We start from the raw sequence: 18,523 nt of genomic DNA, 5'->3' as shown, positions 1-18,523 counted from the left end.
CCTGGGGCACATCGACTGCGGTGTGTCCCAGGGCCTGATTCAAGAGAGGAAAAATGTCTTACATCACCGTATCCGACCTAAATAAGATTTACATCACCACCAACCGCGAGCCGGTAAACGCTCTGGATGATATCAATCTTGAGATTGAAGAGGGTGAATTTGTCTGCATCGTCGGACCAAGTGGCTGCGGTAAAAGCACACTTCTGAAAATTTTGAGTGGTCTGCTTTCCATCACGTCGGGGTCGGCCTCTCTCATGGGCAAAGCCATCACGGGCCCTCACAGCGACGTTGGCATTGTTTTTCAGGACCCCATCCTCCTTCCCTGGCGGACAGTCCTGAACAACACTCTTTTACCCGCCGAGATAATGGGGCTTGATCCGAAAGTTACGCACCCACGGGCGCATGATTTAATTAAGCTGGTTGGGCTGGATGAATTCGAGAATGTCTATCCCAGTGAACTATCGGGCGGCATGCGGCAGCGAAACGCGATTATTCGCGCTCTGATACACGACCCGGCTGTCCTCTTAATGGACGAGCCCTTCGGTGCGCTCGACGCCATGACCCGCGAGCAGATGAACATGGAGCTCCAGCGGATATGGCTCGATAGCAAAAAAACAGTATTCTTCATTACTCATAGTATCCCGGAGGCGGTCTTTCTCGGGGACAGGGTCGTCGTGATGACACCTCGGCCTGGTAAAATCGCCGAGATAATTGACGTCGAAATTCCTCGGCCACGCAATCTTGCCACCATGGGGGATGAGAAATTCGTCGCCCTCACCCAGCGAATCCGAAGTCTTCTCTACGTAGAAGGCTCGTTAGACTAAAAAAGAGGCCTCTGACATGGAAAAACTCATAATCACTAATTGCGCCGCCGATTCCAGGAAGCATGAAGGTGTCCCAAAGCGCCTTCAAACACCCGATGCCGTCGCCAAAGAAATTCGCAACAGCTATGACGCTGGTGCCGTAATTGCTCATATTCACGGCATACCGATGAAGCTTGAAAGCTGGGAGCCTCTTACCAATGCTGTCCGAGAGGCTTGTCCCGAGGCGATTATTCAGTTCGGCATCGCCGCCATGGGCCTCAAGGGGCGAGAGAAGATTATCCACAACAAACCCGACATGGCTTCCATCGCTCTGGGCTCGCACGATTTCGCGTTTATTGACGCCGATCTTCTTGTTGAGCACACACGCCAGGAGATAGAGGATCAGGTTCGGCTCTTTAACGACAACGGCGTTAAACCTGAATTTGAATGCTTCAACCTGGGTCATCTGTGGAATCTCGAATGGCTACTCGACAAAGGCATTGTCGAGGCACCTTTGATACTCACTATTTTCTTCGGCTGGCCGGGCGGTTTCTGGTCTCCGGCCACGCTCAAGGAACTCTTGCATCGAATCGAGCACCTGCCATCGGACTGCCGGTTTTCGGTGAGTGCTGCGGGACTTACGCAAACCGCCCTTGAAACGGTGTCGATCATTCAGGGTGGCCATGTCCGGGTGGGAACAGAAGATGAGCCCTACTATAGCGAGGGCGTTCTAGCCGAGGACAATGCCCAGCTCGTTGCCCGTATGGGAAGGATCTCTCGTGAACTCGGCCGCGAACTTGCGACAGTGGAGGAGGCACGCAAAATGCTAGGGCTTCCCTCGGCCAGCTAAGATCGAGATATTCTCCCTGACAAGCCAAATCTGGCTCATCCGGGTTCATTTCATTATTTTGCTTCATATATTTTCCTGAGGAGTTATGACATGCCAAAAATGACAGGTGCACAATATCTCGCAGAATCAATGAAAGGATACGGAGTAAGCCATATTTTCTTTGTTCCCACGATACTTAGCACGATGCTCGCGGAGATGGACAAAAGGAAAATGGGCATCACGAGGGTCCTCACTCACGGGGAGAAAGCTGCGGCGTATATGGCAGACGGCTACGCCCGCGCCTCGGGGCGGCCGGGCATCTGCATGTCTCAGATCGTAGGCGGTGTAAATCTCGCTGCGGGACTTCGCGACGCCTGGCTCTCCTGTACACCGCTCATTGCCTTCTCGGGTGGAACCACCCCACAGGAGCGTTACCGCAACGCTTACCAGGAAGTCGAGGATATCTCGGCCTTCGACCCGGTTACGAAATTCAACGCATGCGTAGACAGCGTGGACCGGATTCCGGACCTCCTTCGTCAAGCTTTTAGAGCCGCCACTTCAGGAACACCCGGCCCCGTTCACCTCCGATTCGCCGGAAATCTAGGTCAGATCGAAGAGCAGGAACTCGATTCCGAAATTCTCGTCGAAGAGCAATTTTCTCGCGTCCCGCCATTCCGCCCAGAACCAGAAGCCAGTCACATTGCTCAGGCGGCAGATATTCTTGGGGCAGCGAAAAAACCGGTTATTATTTCCGGCGGCGGCGTTCGCACTTCAGGTGCAGGCGCCGAAATCGTCGAACTTGCCGAAAAACTCCAGATTCCCATTGCCAACTCAATGAACGGCAAAGACACAGTACCCGGCAACCATCCACTCGCACTTGGCTCATCGGGCTCTTATCCCAGAAGGAGTGCCAACCAACTAGTTCGCGAAGCGGACCTCGTGTTTTTCGTCGGAACACAAACTGGAGGAATGGTCACGCACTTCTGGTCAGTCCCTCCAATCGGAACTCCAGCCATTCAGCTCGACATTGACCCCGAGGAATTGGGAAGAAACTATCCGCTTAAGGCCGCTATTATGGGCGATGCTAAAGTCTCGCTGAGAAAACTCATCGACGCCGTAGACCCGTCCACCAATGCTATCCGCAAGGAATGGGTCGAACATTGCCAGAGCGTCGTATCTGAATGGCGCGAAGAGTGGGCGCCGCTTCTTAACTCTGACAATGCCCCCATCCGCCCGGAGCGCATCTGCCAGACCTTCAGCGACTTTTTGCCCTCCGATGCTATCGTTGTCGCCGATACGGGACATTCAGGCATGTGGACAGGCGGATATCTCGATCTGAACAGCCCAGATCAGAGCTACATGCGTGCTGCGGGTCACCTCGGCTGGGGATTCCCGGCTTCCCTCGGTGCTAAATGCGGGGCGCCAGATCGGCCTGTCGTCCTATTTACAGGAGATGCAGGATTTTGGTATCACCTCAGCGAAATTGAAACAGCTGTACGCCGGGGTATTAATACAATCGTCATGGTTAACAACAACGGCGCACAGAATCAGGAAGAGAAAATTTTTGACAAAGCATATGGCGGCAAACAACCCGAGTCGGGACACGAGCTCTGGTATTTCCAAAAAACAAACTTCAAGACCATAGCAGAATCGATGGGAGCACATGCCATTCGTGTGGAAAAACCAAGTGAACTTCAGGGAGCGCTGGAGCAGGCGCTTGCCATTAAAGACGGTCCAGTTGTCCTGGATGTCGTGACGGATATTCACGCAATGGCGCCCCGGCCATAATTTTTTCGGCTTGCAACAGAAGGCTAGCTGCATGAGCCGTCAAGTATCTGCAACCAAAGTTCGCTACGACTACACTAAAGGTTCCATTCGTCGCGGGTTGTCGCGTCTGGCCGTCCCAGTTTTTTTTGAGCTTACCGCGTGGAACATCGACGTGGTAATTGAGCTCTATTGGGTGGGACGGCTGGGTGCGAACGCCCTGGCAGCCATGTCGCTCGGTTTCATATTCGTGGCCGCAAGCCGCTCACTTGGAATGGGTATTCGCACTGCGGGCCAAGCGCTCGTGGCCCAGCGTGTCGGCGCTGGCGACCTCGAGGGTGCCTCCCTAACTGCAGGCCAAGTTATCATTCTCCATACCTTATGTTTCACCCTCATCACCATCGCGGGCTTGGTGAGCGCCCCCTATCTGATGGCAGCCCTTTCATCGGACACCGAAATCATACGCCTCGGAACCATCTATTTACGCGCTTCTTTTATCGTGGTCATGTTCATTGACGGCATTTTTACTCTCGCCTCTATATTTCGTGGCGCAGGTGAGCCTGGCTACTCGCTGATGGGAATGATCGTCAACACAATCGCTGTATTTATTTCAATTCCTCTTTTAGTTTACGGGGCAGGTCCCCTACCTGCTCTGGGACTGGCAGGCACGCCACTGGGGCTAGGAGCGGGGCGCCTCACGGGTGCTCTTTTGATGTTGTTTTTCCTCTTTACAGGAAAATCCCGAATTCACCTCAAACCAAATCACCTCCTGCCTCGGTATGACCTTCTGTCACGCATTATAAATCTCGGCTGGCCTATCTGTGGGCAAAACCTTTTTGAGCGCACAGCGAACATCGTGCTAATCAAGATCATCTCCCCCTTCGGGGCACTTGCACTCGCCGCCTGGGGCGTGGGAAGCCGGGTGAGCCAGATGGGACGGATGCCCGGTTTCGCTCTCCAAGGTGCGGTACGCACCATGGTGGGCCAGAATATCGGGGCCAGACACCCTGATCGAGCTCGAGCAGCCGCTTGGTACACAATATCTATTGTTTTTTCTATTCTTCTTCTGACAACAAGTGTGGTATTTATCTGGGCTGAAGAGGTTATCCATTTCTTCGGCCTCAAGGGCGATGCCGCCCCCGCCGGAGTCATCTGTTTTCGAATTCTATGCCTCGGAACTTTGTTCGAGGGAACCAGGCGGGTGCTTGCCGGAATATTCGAGGGGGCCTCACAAACCAAACCACCTATGTTCGTAGAGGCCATAGCACGCTGGGCGGTAATGCTTCCCATCGCCTATGCAGCTAGTACGCTTTTTGGAATGGCTGAACTCGGCATCTGGTGGGCCGTTTCCATCAGCCATATTCTTGGTGGACTAGCACTATTCACATGGTTTGTTTTTGGATGGCGACGCAAAGCAGACCAAAAGAATCAGGTCAATTAGATTTTCAGTCGTGCTTAAACGAATAAAAAAACAACTCTTTATGTGAGATATCGTTTTGATTTTAATCTTTACTACTATCTTAATAATAACTCTTGCCTACGCACTCGGCTCGATATCGCCCGCCTGGTTCGCAGGCAGAGCCCGTGGGCTAGATCTTCGCTTCGAGGGCGATGAGTCCCTTAGTTTTATGAACGCCGGAATAATTTTAGGAAAACCTGTAGGCGTAATCGTATTCGCAGCCGATCTTTTCAAGGGATATATTGCCGTCAGCGGCGCGCTGCTGTTTACCAATTCACCTTGGGTGGTTCTTCTCGCGGGGATTGCAGTAGTGGCTGGGCAAATATGGCCTCTTTTTCACGATTTTAGCGGTGGAAAAGGGGGCGCTACCGCTGCCGGGGCAATTCTTGCGGCTTCTCCCTGGACACTCATCATTACGCTCACTCTCTACGCCCTGCTATCGGCAATCATCGGTCGAAGAGCACATGCCGAAATTCTGACCATCACTCTCCTTCCGGGGGTTGCCATTTTAGTAGCGCGGGCAGATCTCGCCCTCGTGTCGCTGAGCATCGCCCTGGCCGGGCTTTTGATTGTGCCACGCTGGGGAGAGGTCGAGGTTCTTCTCGGAGTGAGAAAGGCAAACAAAAACGGCGAGTCTAAAAACCCGCCGCTCAATTAATCCTTTAACAGAAACTAATTATCTCTATTCACATTCCATACTATCCCTCGTTCAGCAGGTAATTAATCACTTCCTGTGCGGTATAAGAAGTTTTTCCCTCTTTTAAGAAACGAGCAATTTTATTTACATCGTTCCCTGAAGTAACAAGCGCCAACTCGCGATACCCCGACTCGCGAACCTGGGGCAAACCAATATTGGTGAACAGACCATTACAAAGGCACTTGCGCCCCTCGGTGTTCTCTAGTCTTCCGCCTTTTTTCTCGTAATCCTCTACCGGTTCCGACGGACACCGATAACACACTTTCCCATCCTCACGGAGATAGGTTTGATGAAGATAGCCCAAATCGCATTTGCGGGGGCGCTCATCATAAATATTTTTATCAGAATTTGTGTCTTCTAGTTGAACTACTTTGAAGGGAAAACTGGTGGGAGATGCTACAGGATCGGTGAATACCTGCGCTTCACCCCGAACCGCCTTCTCACAAATCGCTCGCTTTATGGATTCGGTGAATCCGGATTCCTCACAATAGGCAAACAAAGTTCCGGCCTGAACACCGATAGCACCTAATTCCTTAATTTCTTTAAGCTTCTCAGGATCGGCACAGGACCCTGCCACCCAGAACGGCAGGCCAAGTTCCTTTATTTTCATGAGATCGACAACATCCTTGGGCCCGTAGAGTGGCTCCCCCTCTTCATCAAGTTGAAGCTGCCCGCGAGGAGGTGCGTTATGCCCACCTGCCGTGGGGCCTTCTATAATGAAACCGTTAACTTTCCCTGCCGCTTTTTTTATTAAGGTTATCGCTAGCGTAACGGAGGCGACAATCGCAAGAAATTCGGGCCGCTTGAGAGGAGGCAGGTCAAGGGGGATTATTTTCCGGGGATCGAGGCGCGAATAGAAACTCTCCCCATTTTTCACGTCCGCAACGTTAATCCGAAGCCTAGCTTCTTCATGGCGAGCAAGTTTGTCTAAAATACCAGGGATTTCACGCGGTATGCCTGCACCCATCAGGACATAATCGACCCCAGCCATCATGGCACCATATAGAGAAAAGATATTGGGTAACTGTATCTTTTCAAGCAGATTGACGCCGACTGGTCCGTCATGCCCCTCTTTGGCCAGCCATACCTCGACAAAATTCGCTGCTATCGTCAACTCCTGAAGACGTTTTCCAGGAGTGATGCTGTATTTTGGAACTGCCTTATAAGGTTTGTCGGAGTCTTTGCCACCTGGAATGAAATACCAGTCGATCAGACGCTCAACGATTTTTGGAAGAGGAAAATGGGCCAAGGCACGGCGCATGTGGCCACCAGGATCTCCATCCTGAAGGCGACGGGCCAGAATGGCATCCAGCGCGGTCCCGGAAACCACACCCAACTGGCCTGTTCTGGCCACAGCGTTTGCTAGCCGCCAGTTGGAAACACCCGCCCCCATGCCGCCTTGTATTATTGCGGGATATGTTTTCCCGGGCCCGCCGTTTTTATCTTCAAGCTGCCGGGGTCTTGGTTCCCTAGACTCAGCCGTCAAAACATTCATATTCCGATGTGCTTTCTAAATGCCGAGTAGGCGAGCCATCCTCGGATAACTTCAAATTGGCACGCTCCAAACCGGGTTCAGGTAGGGCGAATTTCCCAGAAAATAATAAGCTCTATAGGCACGAAAGTCTACCAACCGGAACAGTCGCTTATTCGATTCCAGGATAAAATCATCGGAATCTTAAACCTTGACTATTTTACTTTAAAATACTCTCCGTCTATAGATTCGCCGACTTCCCCTTCACAGAGCCCACCATGCCCAACCATAGTTTTACATATCGTCAATCTATATGGCCGGATAGAGACGACGGCCCACATTGGGCGAGCCCGGGGCATGGACAAGCTTGCGAACGACAACATCCGTCCATGCCTCCTTTTCAGGATCGTGCTTCTCATGTCCCGGAAAATGCTCATTTCGCATCTCAAGTGAAACAAATTCATAAAGAACGGAGTGTTTAGCCCACGAGGAGGCCGAAACCAATTTCCGACAACCAATGCACCCCGGAAGCGTCTCCATGCACGGAAGTCGCCACTGGGCATACCAAGCGCCTAGTTCGTCTTCATCCTCGAGGCTTCCTGCGTTAAAACTACCCATTTGCATCCATGGGCCCGGTGTCATATCAGCACTTCTCTGCGAGATGTCGGGCCCATCAACCCGGGCCTCTTCTACGAAAATGGCCGAGCGCTCGCCAATGCGACGCGAGAGCATCTGATTAGTCTCGGTCGAATAAGTCTCGGCAAGTTCTGCGGGAGTTGGCTCGAAAAATGGTTTAGTCGTCTCGGCGCCGAAAAGGAGAATGTACCTATCTCCCGAGGGCACCAACCCATCGCCCGTATGCCCAAGGCGACCCTCGACATTATTCTTAAGTTTTTGACTTTCTTGGGATTCATAGTGAGCAGCCCACAAATATCCAGGGCGCTCTTTCGACTCGGGAATATGCACAGTGTGGAGCCAGTCCAGATATTCCTCGCGCCCCTCCTCGGGTAAATCGTACCAAATAGCCCAGATAGAACGGTCCATGAAACCCTCCCTTTCACTTAAAATAATAAAAATAATATAAAATTTTATCGCGCCGCAGGCCAGATTCGCCGCCCAACGCTGGGCGATCCCGGCGCATGAGTCAAATACCTAATTACTTTGCCAGACCACTCCTTTTCATCAATCGAAAGCTCCTCGTGCTTCTGAAAATTCTCCTCACGAGCATCGAGAGAAGTGAACTCATAAAGTATCGAATGCTTCGCCCAGCCGGCAATCGAAACCAACTTTCGCGCACCCACACAACCCGGCATCCGTCCCATCGAAGGAAGGCGATATTGGGCATACCAAGCACCCAAATCGAGTTCAGCCTCAAGCGAGTTGGCGACAAAGCTCCCCATCTGGATAGCCGGGCCTGGCGTCAAACCAGGTGCGCGGCCTCTCACCTCCGGGCCGTCCACCCGCGCCTCCTCGGCAAAAATACATGACCGCACACCAATGCGGCGACCCAGCATCTCGCCAACCTCCGCGCTTTGGTGCTCCACCAACTGGGCCGGATTCGGGTCGCAAAAAACATGCGGCGACGCGGCCCCACGAAGGACAAGAAATTGAGTCCCTCCACCAACATCAGACAAATCCGTATAGGTGAGTTTATCCTTGACCCGATTCATTCGCGAGGAACTGTCTGCTATCTCGTAATGCCCTGCCCAAAGATAGCCGGGTCTTTGGGCCACCTCTGGCAAATGAATCTCGTGTAGCCACGAGAGAAAATCCGTCCTTCCACCTTCAGGAAGGTCGTACCATGTCGCCCAAATTCCCCTGTCGATTGGCAAGGCTCAATTCTCCCTTTATTCGACCGGCGGCCAAAGACGCGGGCCGACAAAAGGAGAGCATGGGGCATGGATGACAAATTCATGAACCTTGGCCGTCCATGAATTTTCAACAAAACCCTCTTCCTCGTGCGCAATAAAATTATCATCACGCGCTTTCGAGGAGGCAAACTCATAAAGAATCGAGTGCTTCCCCCACCCGACCGATGCAGTTAGTTTACGGGCACCGATACAACCAGGCATCTTTTGCATGAAGGGCAGCCGCTCCTGGGCATACCACCCGCCAAGAACATGACCATCATCCGGCTTGGCGACATTGAAATTACCCATCTGAATATAATTTCCAGGAGCCGTACCCGCTGGTCGGAGCCCAGCATCGGGCCCATCCACGCGCTTCTCCTCGGAGAACACGCAAAGGTTCAGCCCCTCCCGCAGGCCAACCATTTCCTTTGTCTCCCCGCTCTGGCGCTCCTTAATCTGAGGAAAGTTCGGGTTAAAAAAGGAATACGGCGACTCGGCTCCAATGAGAAGCAAATACTCACGTCCGCTCCCAACCTCGTCCTTCCCCGAGCGCATCATGTCCTTAACGACCTCGTGAAATCGCTCTCCTCCACCCTCGTTATGAAAATGCGCCGCCCACAGAAGATCTTCACGCCCCGCCAACACTTCAGGCAGATGGACCTCATGAAGCCACGAAAGATATTCACTCTGGCCTGAGTCGGACAGGTCGTACCAAAACGCGATCATTCCTTGATCCATCGCTTACTCCCGAAAAATAAATACGCAAAACCAAATCCACGAATGGAAGTTATTGAACAAACACCGTTCCCGCTTTATCGCGGTGAGAGCAATTTCCGTAGGTGGCGATGAGTTCCGCCACCTCTGTTTTGCTGGGATTTTCCTGGCCGTGCACCACACCCGCAGGTGCATAGCAAAAGTTCCCCTGCTCAACCAGTTGCTTGTCAGGATTCTCAGGGTCGCCTGAGTAAACATAGATAGGCCCCCGGGCGACATAAAAAGTCGCATCACATGCATGGTAATGCATCTTGTTTTTCCCACCCGGCGGAATAATCGTCCGCGCCATCGTCATCACCGTGGTGTCGGTCGTTTCATCGTTCACCCCCCAGAGGATCGTATAGGGAGGCTCATATTCGAGATCCTTGTTCACATCGACGGAATTAATGATTTTCATAGATTTTTCAGAATTCATAACAATCCTTCCCCTGTAATTTTACTGCCGCCTGAAATAGCGTTGAAAACAACTCGGATGGATAGATAGTAAAACCCATTTCACCCGGAGTCCACCGCCGAACCCGCCCCCACTTTTAAAGTTGCCTCTCCCCCTCTTTTAGTGAATAATAGGTCTATATTTACATACATGACTTAATCGGCCTTGGTTCAAGGTAATTTTACCTCATCCAAGGAAAGTCAACTTTTTAGGAATTGTTCATGGAAGAAGAAGAAAAATCCAATATACCAAACCGTTCATTCGTTATCATGGCGTTGGTAGTGGGGGGGTTGTTCACCGTTGGCTCGTTGACCTTATTCGTCATGATGCCAAGCCTCATCGCTCAGGGAGGTATTCCCGAGGCCCAAACGGACTTCCTGAGGCTCTCGCCGGTCTTTTTCCCCCGACTGGCTTTCGCCATTCTCTCCGGGCTCTCACTAACCTATTTCATCAGCACCGCCCGCACTCTGAACCAGGCCGAGGATGGTGGTATTTTCGAAGAACAAGGAACGCTCCCTCGAATCCTGACTTTATATTCTTTCGCAGTAGTTTATCCTTTCCTGCTTCCCCCACTCGGCTATGTCATTTCCACGATTTTCCTGATAGGGGGGATGACCCTGTTTCTGGGTACGCGGATCTGGTGGCAGGTATTGTCTTTTTCGATCTTCACACCAATAATGATTCGATTCGTTTTTGAACGCCTGCTGGCCATATCACTTCCGAGATCGGAATTTGAGCTGATCGCCGTTGCCGAAGAAGGCCTTATGCAGATACTCGTAAGCATATTTTTTGGATGGAAAGGCTAAATAAGACATGCTTGATGCTTTTATTGAGGGATTTTTTCTTCTTTTCCGGATAGACACCTATTTTTATATTTGCATCGGGCTTGCTCTGGGCATGTTTGTCGGTGCAATGCCCGGTCTGACAACCACCCTGACCATGGCTATTCTACTTCCAGTCTCTTTTAAACTTGAGCCCATGCTCGGCATCCCGTTTCTTATCGGTATCTATAAGGGGGGCATCTACGGTGGCAGCATTTCGGCCATCCTGGTGGGCATTCCGGGAACCGGTGCATCCATCGCCACTACGTTCGACGGCCCCGCTCTAACGCGCAAAGGCCAGGGGCGCAAAGCCCTCGAAATGGCTCTTTACGCCTCTGTTACTGGCGATACCTTATCGGATATTTTCACTCTGGCCGCAATTGGCCCCATCGCTCTTGTTATCTTAATGGTTGGCCCCCCTGAAGTTTTCGCCATCATCATTTTCTCGCTTGTTTTGATCGCGAGCGTATCAAGCGAATCTGGCTTGAAGGGCGCCATCGCCGCCTGTATCGGGCTCGGGCTGGGACTGATCGGCACAGACGCCGCCACTGGTGCGACAAGACTGACATTCGGTTTGGAAATTCTTTCGGCTGGCATTCCAATCATCCCGCTGGTTATCGGAATTTTTGCGGTGCCTGAGGTCCTTGAAGCTGTTCAATCGCGCGCGCCGCGATTTATCGACGAGCACATCGACCTCTCCAAGGCGGGCGAGCGCCTCAGATGGCCCGAGTTCAAGCGCTCAATCATAACAATTCTCAGATCGACTGCCATCGGCACGGGCATCGGCATGGTGCCTGGCGTGGGCCAGGTCGTCGCCGCCTTCATCAGCTACAGCGCCGCCAAACGCGCCTCGGACGATCCGGACAGCTACGGCAAGGGAAATCTCGACGGCATCGCCGCCCCCGAGGCGGCTAACAACGCCGTCAACGGCCCCACCCTGGTGCCATTGCTCACGCTCGGCATCCCCGGCGACAACATAACAGCGATTCTCCTGGGCGCATTTGTGGCGCACGGTATGCGCCCAGGCCCTCAGATCTTCGAGGAACAGGGGCCGCTGATGTACGCTTTGCTCCTGTCCATCGTCTTTGCCAATATATTGTTTCTGGGCCTGGGCTATATTTTGCTTAAACCGTTCGCCTATGCGATTCAAGCCAAGAAGGCCTATCTGGTCCCGATAATCCTGGGGCTGGCGTTCGTCGGAACTCTTTCAACGGGTGTCTATACCGACGTCATCATTATGATAGTCGTCGGGGTATGCTCTTTCATTCTTCGAAAGCTCAAATTTGATCTCGCACCACTTGTCATTGCGTTCGTACTTTCAGAACCCATCGAATACCGACTAAGCCAGACCATGCTCTACGCCAAAGGAGATATTTTCCACTACATGTTTGTTCAGCGGCCAGTTTCTTCAATTTTTCTGTCCGCAGCGATCATCTGGATCGGCTATCTAATTATCAGCCCTCGGTTGAACAAGCGAAAACAATCGCAAGGGGCTCAAGCAGCACAACCGTAGTAGAAAAGGGGAGAAATATCATGAAACACAAGATCATAATTCTCATGGCTGCACTGGCGATATTCCTTTCGCCAATGATGAACACCGGTGCCTCGGCGGCGTATCCTGACCGCCCCATAGTCGTCGTAATTCCGTTCGGCGCTGGCGGGAGCCACGATCTTCACGCTCGCGGCATCACCAGCATCATGACCGATATCATTGGCCAGCCCATGATCGTGAAACTCCTGCCGGGTGGGGCCGGAATGAAAGCCACCAGCTTTGTCGCCAAATCGAAGCCAGACGGTTACACCGTTCTCTTCACGCACAACGGCATTGACATGATCGTGCCGCAGACCCGGAAAGTACCAGTCAATACGCAGACTGCGTTTAAGACCATTTGGAAAATCAATCACTCTGACGGCATGATCGCCGTCAACTCCAAATCACCTTTCAAGACCTTCAAACAAGTTGTCGATTATGCGAAGAAAAACCCTGGAAAGCTCAACTGGGGCCACAGCGGCGTTTGGGGAAGTTCCTACACGAGCACGGTGCAAATCCTGAAAGCTGCCGGAATCAAAGTTAACCTTATCCCGCATAAGGGCGGCGGCCCGCTGCTTCGCGCCACACTAGCCGGGCGCCTCGACATCGGCTCGTGCCAGACGACGCAGTGCCGACCGAACTTCAAGGGTGGTAAAGTGCGTCCCCTGGCCGTCATGGGCCCGGACCGCTACAAGAACGACCCTGACTTTGGGCACGTTCCCTCGTGGACCGAGCTTGGCTACCCCAACACCGGATTCCGGATGGACCGCATTTTCATGGCCCCCTCGGGAATTTCGGCCAAACGGATGAAATACCTGCAGGATGCCTTTGCCAAGCTGATGAAGAACAAATCCTTCAAACGCTTCATGAGAAGCATTGGAATGCCCACGAACTACATGACTGGCGTCGATTATGACAAAACCCGGCCCACGAGATACAAGGAATACACCGCGCTCATCAAGGCGATAACGGGAAAATAAAACACCGAATTCCTTGAAAATAAAAGCTCCCGGTCCGTTAATTTAGATACGGACCGGGAGCTTTTTCTGTTAGGATAGGCTTATTAACTAATTTTCAGGGTGCTCTTTTAGATCGCCCTTGTTTTTTCCGCCCCTTGTTGGCTTGAACTTGTGATTTGCCGAAAAGAAATAGGGGCACCATCCAGAGAGAAGGAGAAACGCCATGAAACGATTTTTTGTCTTTTTGTTCGCGATTGCCCTTTTGGCACCGCCTCTGGCCGCCTCGGCTGACGAGTACCCAAATCGGCCAATTACGCTCGTCCTACCGGTGGGCGCGGGCGGAAGCCACGACCTACACGCACGCGGCATCACGAGCATCATCGCCGACATCCTGGGCCAGCCGATGATCGTCAAGCTACTGCCCGGCGGCGCCGCCATGAAGGGAACGGGATATGTCGCCAAGGCAAAACCGGACGGCTACACCATTCTTTTTTCGGCAAATCAATTCGATATGATAGTGCCGCAGACGCGTAAAGTCCCCTTCAACACCCTGAAAGATTTCAAGACCATCGCCAAGATCAACCATGCGCAGCCGATGTTTATCTCTCTGACCAACAAGCCCTGGAAGAACATGAAAGAGCTCATCGCCTACGCGAAGAAAAATCCCGGAAAGATCAATTGGGGCCACAGCGGCGTTTGGGGTGCCGGACACATACCCTCGATGCAGCTGGTGAAGGCCGCCGGAATCAAGGTCAACTTCATCCCCCATAAGGGCGGCGGTCCCGCGCTTCGCGCCCTGCTCTCGGGCCAGGACGACGTGGGAATGGCGTTCCCCACCCAGGCCCGCTCACACGCCAAAGCGGGTAAGATTCGGGCCCTCGTGATCACGGGTGACAAGCGCCTCTCGAAGGATCCCGTATTCAGGAACGTCCCAACAGCGGCCGAGATCGGATATAAATCCGTCAGCTTTCAGATGGAGCGAATCTTCATGGCGCCGTCCAAAATCCCGGCGGATCATCTCACTAAGCTACGTCTTGCCTTCGTGAAGTTGATGAAGAACAAATCCTTCAAGCGCTTCATGCGCAGCATCGGCGAGAGCGTTACTTTCGTGAAGGGTGAGGAGTACGACAAGACCCGCCCCCAGCGATACAAAGAATACACCACGCTCATCAAATCGATTACCGGCAAATAAACCGCCAGGATATCAAAGGGGCCTTCCCATACGGGGAGGCCCCTTTTTTCTGCCGGCATTTCAACGAGGAAATTCAATGGTAAAAAGATATAAATCATACGTTCACAACACGAAGACCATGAAGGCGCGCCACGCCGGGGGTGACTACTCCACGGCGCACGGTCCCTTCATCGAGGGCGAGCGTCTGATTTTCGGCAAAATCACGATTCCCGCCGGAACAAAAGCTGAGCCCCATAGCCATCCGAACGAGCAGTTCAGCTATGTCCTCCAAGGCCGCGTTCGCATGACCATCAACGGCAAAGTAAAAATCGCAAAACGCGGGGACATTATCCACACACCCGCAAACGCGATACACAGCGCAACTGTACTGGGTGATGAAGACCATATCTTCATCACAACAAAAGACGCCTCGTGGGGAATTCACGGAATCAAACAAGGAGGCGCAAAGCCCAAGGCAAAAAAAATTACAAAGAAAAAAGCAGCCAAAAAGACCACCAAGAAAAAAGTGGCAAAAAAAACAACAGCCCGGAAGGTGGTCAAGAAAAAAACAGCTAAAAAGGCAACGAAACGAAAAACCGCGAAGAAAAAATCGCGGTAGGCATAGAATCTAACAACCGGCGAGACGATCTTTTAGCGTCCGCCAAATATTCGATATAGGGGAGATCATCCGATGCAGCACTATTATAAGATCAGCGAAATGGAGGTCGGCCTAGCCGGTGAAGCCTACGCCCCCACAAACGGCTCTTGGGTAGAGGGCGAGCGCCTCATCTTTGGAAAACTTAAAATCCCAGCGGGCACCCACTCCAAGGCCCACTCACATCCAAACGAGCAAATCAGCCTCGTCCTGGGTGGTCAGGTCCAAATGGATGTCGAGGGAGACAAGAAGACCCTCGTCGCGGACGACTTCAGCTACCGCCCCCCCAACGCCATCCATTCGGCAAAAGTACTAGAGGGCGAGGACTTCAGCTTTATTACGGCCAAGGACACCGCCTGGGGCATTCAGGGCAATCTTGCCACCCCGGAGGAAGCAGCCCGGCAGGGCGGACCGGACGCCGTCCAGCATTTTTACAGTGTCAAAGAAATGGAAGACCGCAAGGCGGGCGAGGCCTACGCCGATACCCACGGCGCGTGGATCGAGGGCGAGCGCGTCATCTTCGGTAAGCTCAGCATTCCCGCGGGGACAAAAGCCGCTCCCCATAGCCATCCGAACGAGCAGATGGTCATCGTTTTAAGTGGAAGTTTTCACATGAATATCGATGGGGACGAAAGCACCCTCGTCGCAGACGACATCGCCCACATACCCCCGAATGCGATTCACTCGGGTGAAGTGGTGGGCAGTGAAGACTATGTATTCGTCACCGCGAAGGACACTTCTTGGGGAATCCAGGGCAACCCGGTAAAATAGATTCTGTTTCGACCGGGGAGGCGAGCATCGTCTGCCTCCCCGGTCGAAAAAATCTCAGAGTCAGCCCTCTCAGGCCGTGACAACGACCTTGCCCATGCTTTTTCGTCCCTGCAAATGCTCGAAGGCGTCTACCGCCCGCTCATGAGGAAAAGTTTTCTCTACAATAAGACGAATTTCTTCCCTCTGAACCATGTCCACAAGGCGTTGTTTAGCCGCGATGACCCGATCAGGATGACCCACCAGGTGGGGACCAAGCCAAAAACCAATCAACGATTTGTTCGAAGCAAGAACTTCGTAGTTGTCAAAATTTACGACATCGCCGCTTGCGACCCCGTAGACTACGAGGCGTCCAAAGTCAGCCAGCGCCTCTCGATAGGAACGGGCTAGAACCTCACCACCCACGGATTCAAAAATCACCTCAGCCCCCTTGCCCTCCGTCAGTGCAAGAACCTCTTTTACCCAATCGGTTTCACTATAATTAATTGCTACTGCACCCAACTCTTCAATAAGGCGACACTTCAAATTGCTTGAGGCGGTTCCAATTACCCGCGCTCCTTTTGCGCGTGCAATCTGAACAACGAGCGTACCCACGCCGCCCGCCGCCGCGTGGACAACAACTGTTTCCCCGGCCACTACACTAGCGGCATTGTCGATCATCATCACCGATGTAAGCCCTTGAACAAGGAGCGCAGCCCCTTGAGGCGGAGTAAGCTCATCGGGGCATAGCATCAGATTCGTTTCTGAAACAACGACATACTCAGCCAAGCCACCGCCCGATTGCGTAGTCGCCAAGACCCGCTGGCCCACACTCCAACCTTCAACACCCTGACCGATTTTTTCTATGACACCGCAAATTTCATGACCAAGTATGTGGGGCAAAGATATTTTTCTGAGATAGCGCCCTTCGCGTGCCATGATATCTGAAAAATTGAGACCGCATGCCTCCATCTTCACCTGCACTTCATCCGCCCCCGGTTCAGGGACAGAGACCTCGGCAAGATGCATCACCTCGGGGCCCCCGTGCGCATCTATCTGAAGAACTTTCATCTGCTCCGCTGCCATTTCATCCTCCCAATTTAGCCGACTCGAACAGACCCTTTGGTCCCAAGTCGTTGATTCCACCATTTCCAACTTCTCGGTTTCAGGGTCAGCCGGATACGAATCTTCTCCGCTGAGGACGATTTTTCCCACTCCTCCCACATGCCTGGGCGATAATAGTGGTCAACAATCCTTTTGAGCCCTTCGTGATCCTTTCCCAAGGGCTCTGATATCTCCGGCTCGCCCTCGACAATCACCGCTCGAAATGGATGTTCATCGTCATCCACGCAAATGGTAATAGAAGGGTTCTTTTTTAAATTCCGTACCGTGAGTGAATCTGCACCAGTGCTGACAAAAAAAGAACCGTCCTCGGGGTTGAAAATATAAACCACCGGCACCATATGGACGGTGCCATTCTTTTTCACGGTAGCAATACGGGCCATGCGGGGCTCACATAAAAATTCATCCATCTCGGTGGGTCGCTCCGCCATCGGTAATCCTCCCATTCGCTAGTAGGTTAATACATTTCGAACCCGCCTTCGGCGGATAGTTAGTGGGGCATGGATACTCGTTATGTTATATTAAAATTACCTACAAAACATACGGGCAAACCCAAATTGAAGGAGAAAACATCTTGGCTACAGTTATCCATTTAAAAGACATCATGGCCAACACCACCTATGAGCCGCCTTGTGGTATTTTTTTCGGCATTAACAAGGAAACCGTAAAAGGGGCCAAGATTGTCATGGGCCTTACACGCTCGGGCCCCGACATGAGAAACCAGCGCCACTATCACAACAATTGTAAAGTAGGCCAGTACAAAATCAAGGGAAGTGACAAGTTGATGAGCGGCGCATTTTATGAAACCAGTGAAAAGGATTTCTTGCCTGGGGATTTTCATTATATTCCCAAGGGCGAATTACACAGTGCCAAGGGCACTGGAGAATCTAACGAACTGATATTTTGTTATCCTGGAGCCGGCTCCCTTGAGGAAACCGGGACGGTGTTTATCGAACCACCTAGGCAGGCGCCAACACAGCCGCCAACTTCGTAAACGGAGATTTAAATGGCAACGGTAATTCACTTGAAAGACATCAAGGTAAATACGAAATATGAACCGCCATGCGGAATTTTTTTCGGCATTAATGAGGAAACGGTAAAAGGCGCCAAAATTGTCATGGGCCTTACGCGCTCAAATCCTGATGTAAAAAACCAGCGTCACTACCACAACCACTGCAACACTGGACAATACCGAATAAAAGGGCCTGTGCGCCTTCTCATCGGACCAGAACACGAAACCACCGAGCAGGATTTTATCCCGGGAGATTTTAATTTCATCCCCAAGGGCGAGATACACAGCGCCATTGGCTGCGGCGAGTTCACGGAGCTTATTTTTTGCTATTCCGGCGTCGGCTCACTTAAAGAGGCTGGGACTGTTTTCATCGAACCACCGCACAAATAAAGTACGGGCAGCCCCATAGATTGGACGAATTTTTA

General features: G+C 52.2%; 20 protein-coding genes. 13 read left to right on the top strand and 7 right to left on the bottom strand.

From position 1 onward, the window contains the following. Window positions 1-53 precede the first annotated feature (53 nt). The 5 genes from HOJ95_16610 (at window position 54) to HOJ95_16590 (ending at window position 5,513) form a co-directional block, all read left to right on the top strand. Window positions 54-824 carry an ABC transporter ATP-binding protein gene (locus HOJ95_16610; GenBank protein ID MBT6396319.1) on the top strand — a complete coding sequence of 257 codons (771 nt, stop codon included), beginning with the start codon at window positions 54-56 and terminating at the stop codon, window positions 822-824. 16 nt (window positions 825-840) lie between these two features. Further along, window positions 841-1,653: a 3-keto-5-aminohexanoate cleavage protein gene (locus tag HOJ95_16605; GenBank protein MBT6396318.1), complete on the top strand. Its 813-nt coding sequence runs from the start codon at window positions 841-843 to the stop codon at window positions 1,651-1,653. A gap of 90 nt (window positions 1,654-1,743) precedes the next feature. Continuing rightward, the gene (locus HOJ95_16600) at window positions 1,744-3,420 is read left to right on the top strand and encodes a thiamine pyrophosphate-binding protein (protein MBT6396317.1); all 1,677 of its coding nucleotides are present in this window, start codon (window positions 1,744-1,746) and stop codon (window positions 3,418-3,420) included. 31 nt (window positions 3,421-3,451) lie between these two features. Further along, on the top strand, window positions 3,452-4,837 hold the full coding sequence (locus HOJ95_16595; GenBank protein ID MBT6396316.1) for an MATE family efflux transporter: 1,386 nt from the start codon (window positions 3,452-3,454) through the stop codon (window positions 4,835-4,837). A gap of 55 nt (window positions 4,838-4,892) precedes the next feature. Then, window positions 4,893-5,513, top strand: a complete 621-nt coding sequence (locus HOJ95_16590) for a glycerol-3-phosphate acyltransferase (GenBank protein ID MBT6396315.1) — start codon at window positions 4,893-4,895, stop codon at window positions 5,511-5,513. 40 nt (window positions 5,514-5,553) lie between these two features. Here HOJ95_16590 and HOJ95_16585 read toward each other — a convergent pair whose 3' ends face one another. From HOJ95_16585 to HOJ95_16565, 5 genes are all read right to left on the bottom strand, one after another. Next, window positions 5,554-7,047, bottom strand: coding sequence for a nitronate monooxygenase (locus HOJ95_16585; GenBank protein MBT6396314.1), 1,494 nt, complete (start codon window positions 7,045-7,047; stop codon window positions 5,554-5,556). A gap of 285 nt (window positions 7,048-7,332) precedes the next feature. Further along, entirely contained in the window at window positions 7,333-8,067 is a 735-nt protein-coding gene (locus tag HOJ95_16580) for a hypothetical protein (protein ID MBT6396313.1), read from the bottom strand. Between the two features lie 44 nt (window positions 8,068-8,111). Further along, window positions 8,112-8,855, bottom strand: coding sequence for a hypothetical protein (locus tag HOJ95_16575; GenBank protein MBT6396312.1), 744 nt, complete (start codon window positions 8,853-8,855; stop codon window positions 8,112-8,114). A gap of 15 nt (window positions 8,856-8,870) precedes the next feature. Next, the gene (locus HOJ95_16570; GenBank protein MBT6396311.1) at window positions 8,871-9,611 is read right to left on the bottom strand and encodes a hypothetical protein; all 741 of its coding nucleotides are present in this window, start codon (window positions 9,609-9,611) and stop codon (window positions 8,871-8,873) included. A 49-nt stretch (window positions 9,612-9,660) separates the two neighbouring features. Beyond that, a complete protein-coding gene (locus tag HOJ95_16565; protein MBT6396310.1) occupies window positions 9,661-10,062 on the bottom strand; it encodes a cupin domain-containing protein in 402 nt (133 codons plus the stop codon). 239 nt (window positions 10,063-10,301) lie between these two features. On the opposite strand from HOJ95_16565, the gene HOJ95_16560 reads away from it, so the two are divergent. The 6 genes from HOJ95_16560 (at window position 10,302) to HOJ95_16535 (ending at window position 15,988) form a co-directional block, all read left to right on the top strand. Further along, window positions 10,302-10,886: a tripartite tricarboxylate transporter TctB family protein gene (locus tag HOJ95_16560; GenBank protein MBT6396309.1), complete on the top strand. Its 585-nt coding sequence runs from the start codon at window positions 10,302-10,304 to the stop codon at window positions 10,884-10,886. A gap of 7 nt (window positions 10,887-10,893) precedes the next feature. Next, the gene (locus HOJ95_16555) at window positions 10,894-12,414 is read left to right on the top strand and encodes a tripartite tricarboxylate transporter permease (GenBank protein MBT6396308.1); all 1,521 of its coding nucleotides are present in this window, start codon (window positions 10,894-10,896) and stop codon (window positions 12,412-12,414) included. 20 nt (window positions 12,415-12,434) lie between these two features. Next, window positions 12,435-13,412 (top strand): tripartite tricarboxylate transporter substrate binding protein, encoded by a 978-nt coding sequence (locus HOJ95_16550; GenBank protein ID MBT6396307.1) that lies wholly within the window; start codon window positions 12,435-12,437, stop codon window positions 13,410-13,412. Between the two features lie 202 nt (window positions 13,413-13,614). Continuing rightward, window positions 13,615-14,583 (top strand): tripartite tricarboxylate transporter substrate binding protein, encoded by a 969-nt coding sequence (locus tag HOJ95_16545; protein MBT6396306.1) that lies wholly within the window; start codon window positions 13,615-13,617, stop codon window positions 14,581-14,583. A 76-nt stretch (window positions 14,584-14,659) separates the two neighbouring features. Further along, window positions 14,660-15,181 (top strand): cupin domain-containing protein, encoded by a 522-nt coding sequence (locus HOJ95_16540; protein MBT6396305.1) that lies wholly within the window; start codon window positions 14,660-14,662, stop codon window positions 15,179-15,181. A gap of 72 nt (window positions 15,182-15,253) precedes the next feature. After that, on the top strand, window positions 15,254-15,988 hold the full coding sequence (locus HOJ95_16535) for a cupin domain-containing protein (protein MBT6396304.1): 735 nt from the start codon (window positions 15,254-15,256) through the stop codon (window positions 15,986-15,988). Between the two features lie 69 nt (window positions 15,989-16,057). Here the strand turns inward: HOJ95_16535 and HOJ95_16530 are convergent, their stop codons facing one another. Further along, entirely contained in the window at window positions 16,058-17,050 is a 993-nt protein-coding gene (locus HOJ95_16530) for a zinc-binding dehydrogenase (GenBank protein MBT6396303.1), read from the bottom strand. Window positions 17,051-17,064: 14 nt separating this feature from the next. Then, window positions 17,065-17,517 carry a hypothetical protein gene (locus HOJ95_16525; GenBank protein ID MBT6396302.1) on the bottom strand — a complete coding sequence of 151 codons (453 nt, stop codon included), beginning with the start codon at window positions 17,515-17,517 and terminating at the stop codon, window positions 17,065-17,067. A gap of 143 nt (window positions 17,518-17,660) precedes the next feature. Between HOJ95_16525 and HOJ95_16520 the strand changes: the two genes are divergently transcribed. Both HOJ95_16520 and HOJ95_16515 read left to right on the top strand, forming a co-directional pair. After that, window positions 17,661-18,080: a hypothetical protein gene (locus HOJ95_16520; GenBank protein MBT6396301.1), complete on the top strand. Its 420-nt coding sequence runs from the start codon at window positions 17,661-17,663 to the stop codon at window positions 18,078-18,080. 12 nt (window positions 18,081-18,092) lie between these two features. Next, window positions 18,093-18,488 carry a hypothetical protein gene (locus HOJ95_16515; GenBank protein ID MBT6396300.1) on the top strand — a complete coding sequence of 132 codons (396 nt, stop codon included), beginning with the start codon at window positions 18,093-18,095 and terminating at the stop codon, window positions 18,486-18,488. Window positions 18,489-18,523 lie beyond the last annotated feature (35 nt).

Source organism: Nitrospinaceae bacterium, assembly GCA_018669005.1.
Taxonomy (GTDB): domain Bacteria; phylum UBA8248; class UBA8248; order UBA8248; family UBA8248; genus UBA8248.
This window is presented reverse-complemented; position numbering and strand designations above follow the sequence as displayed.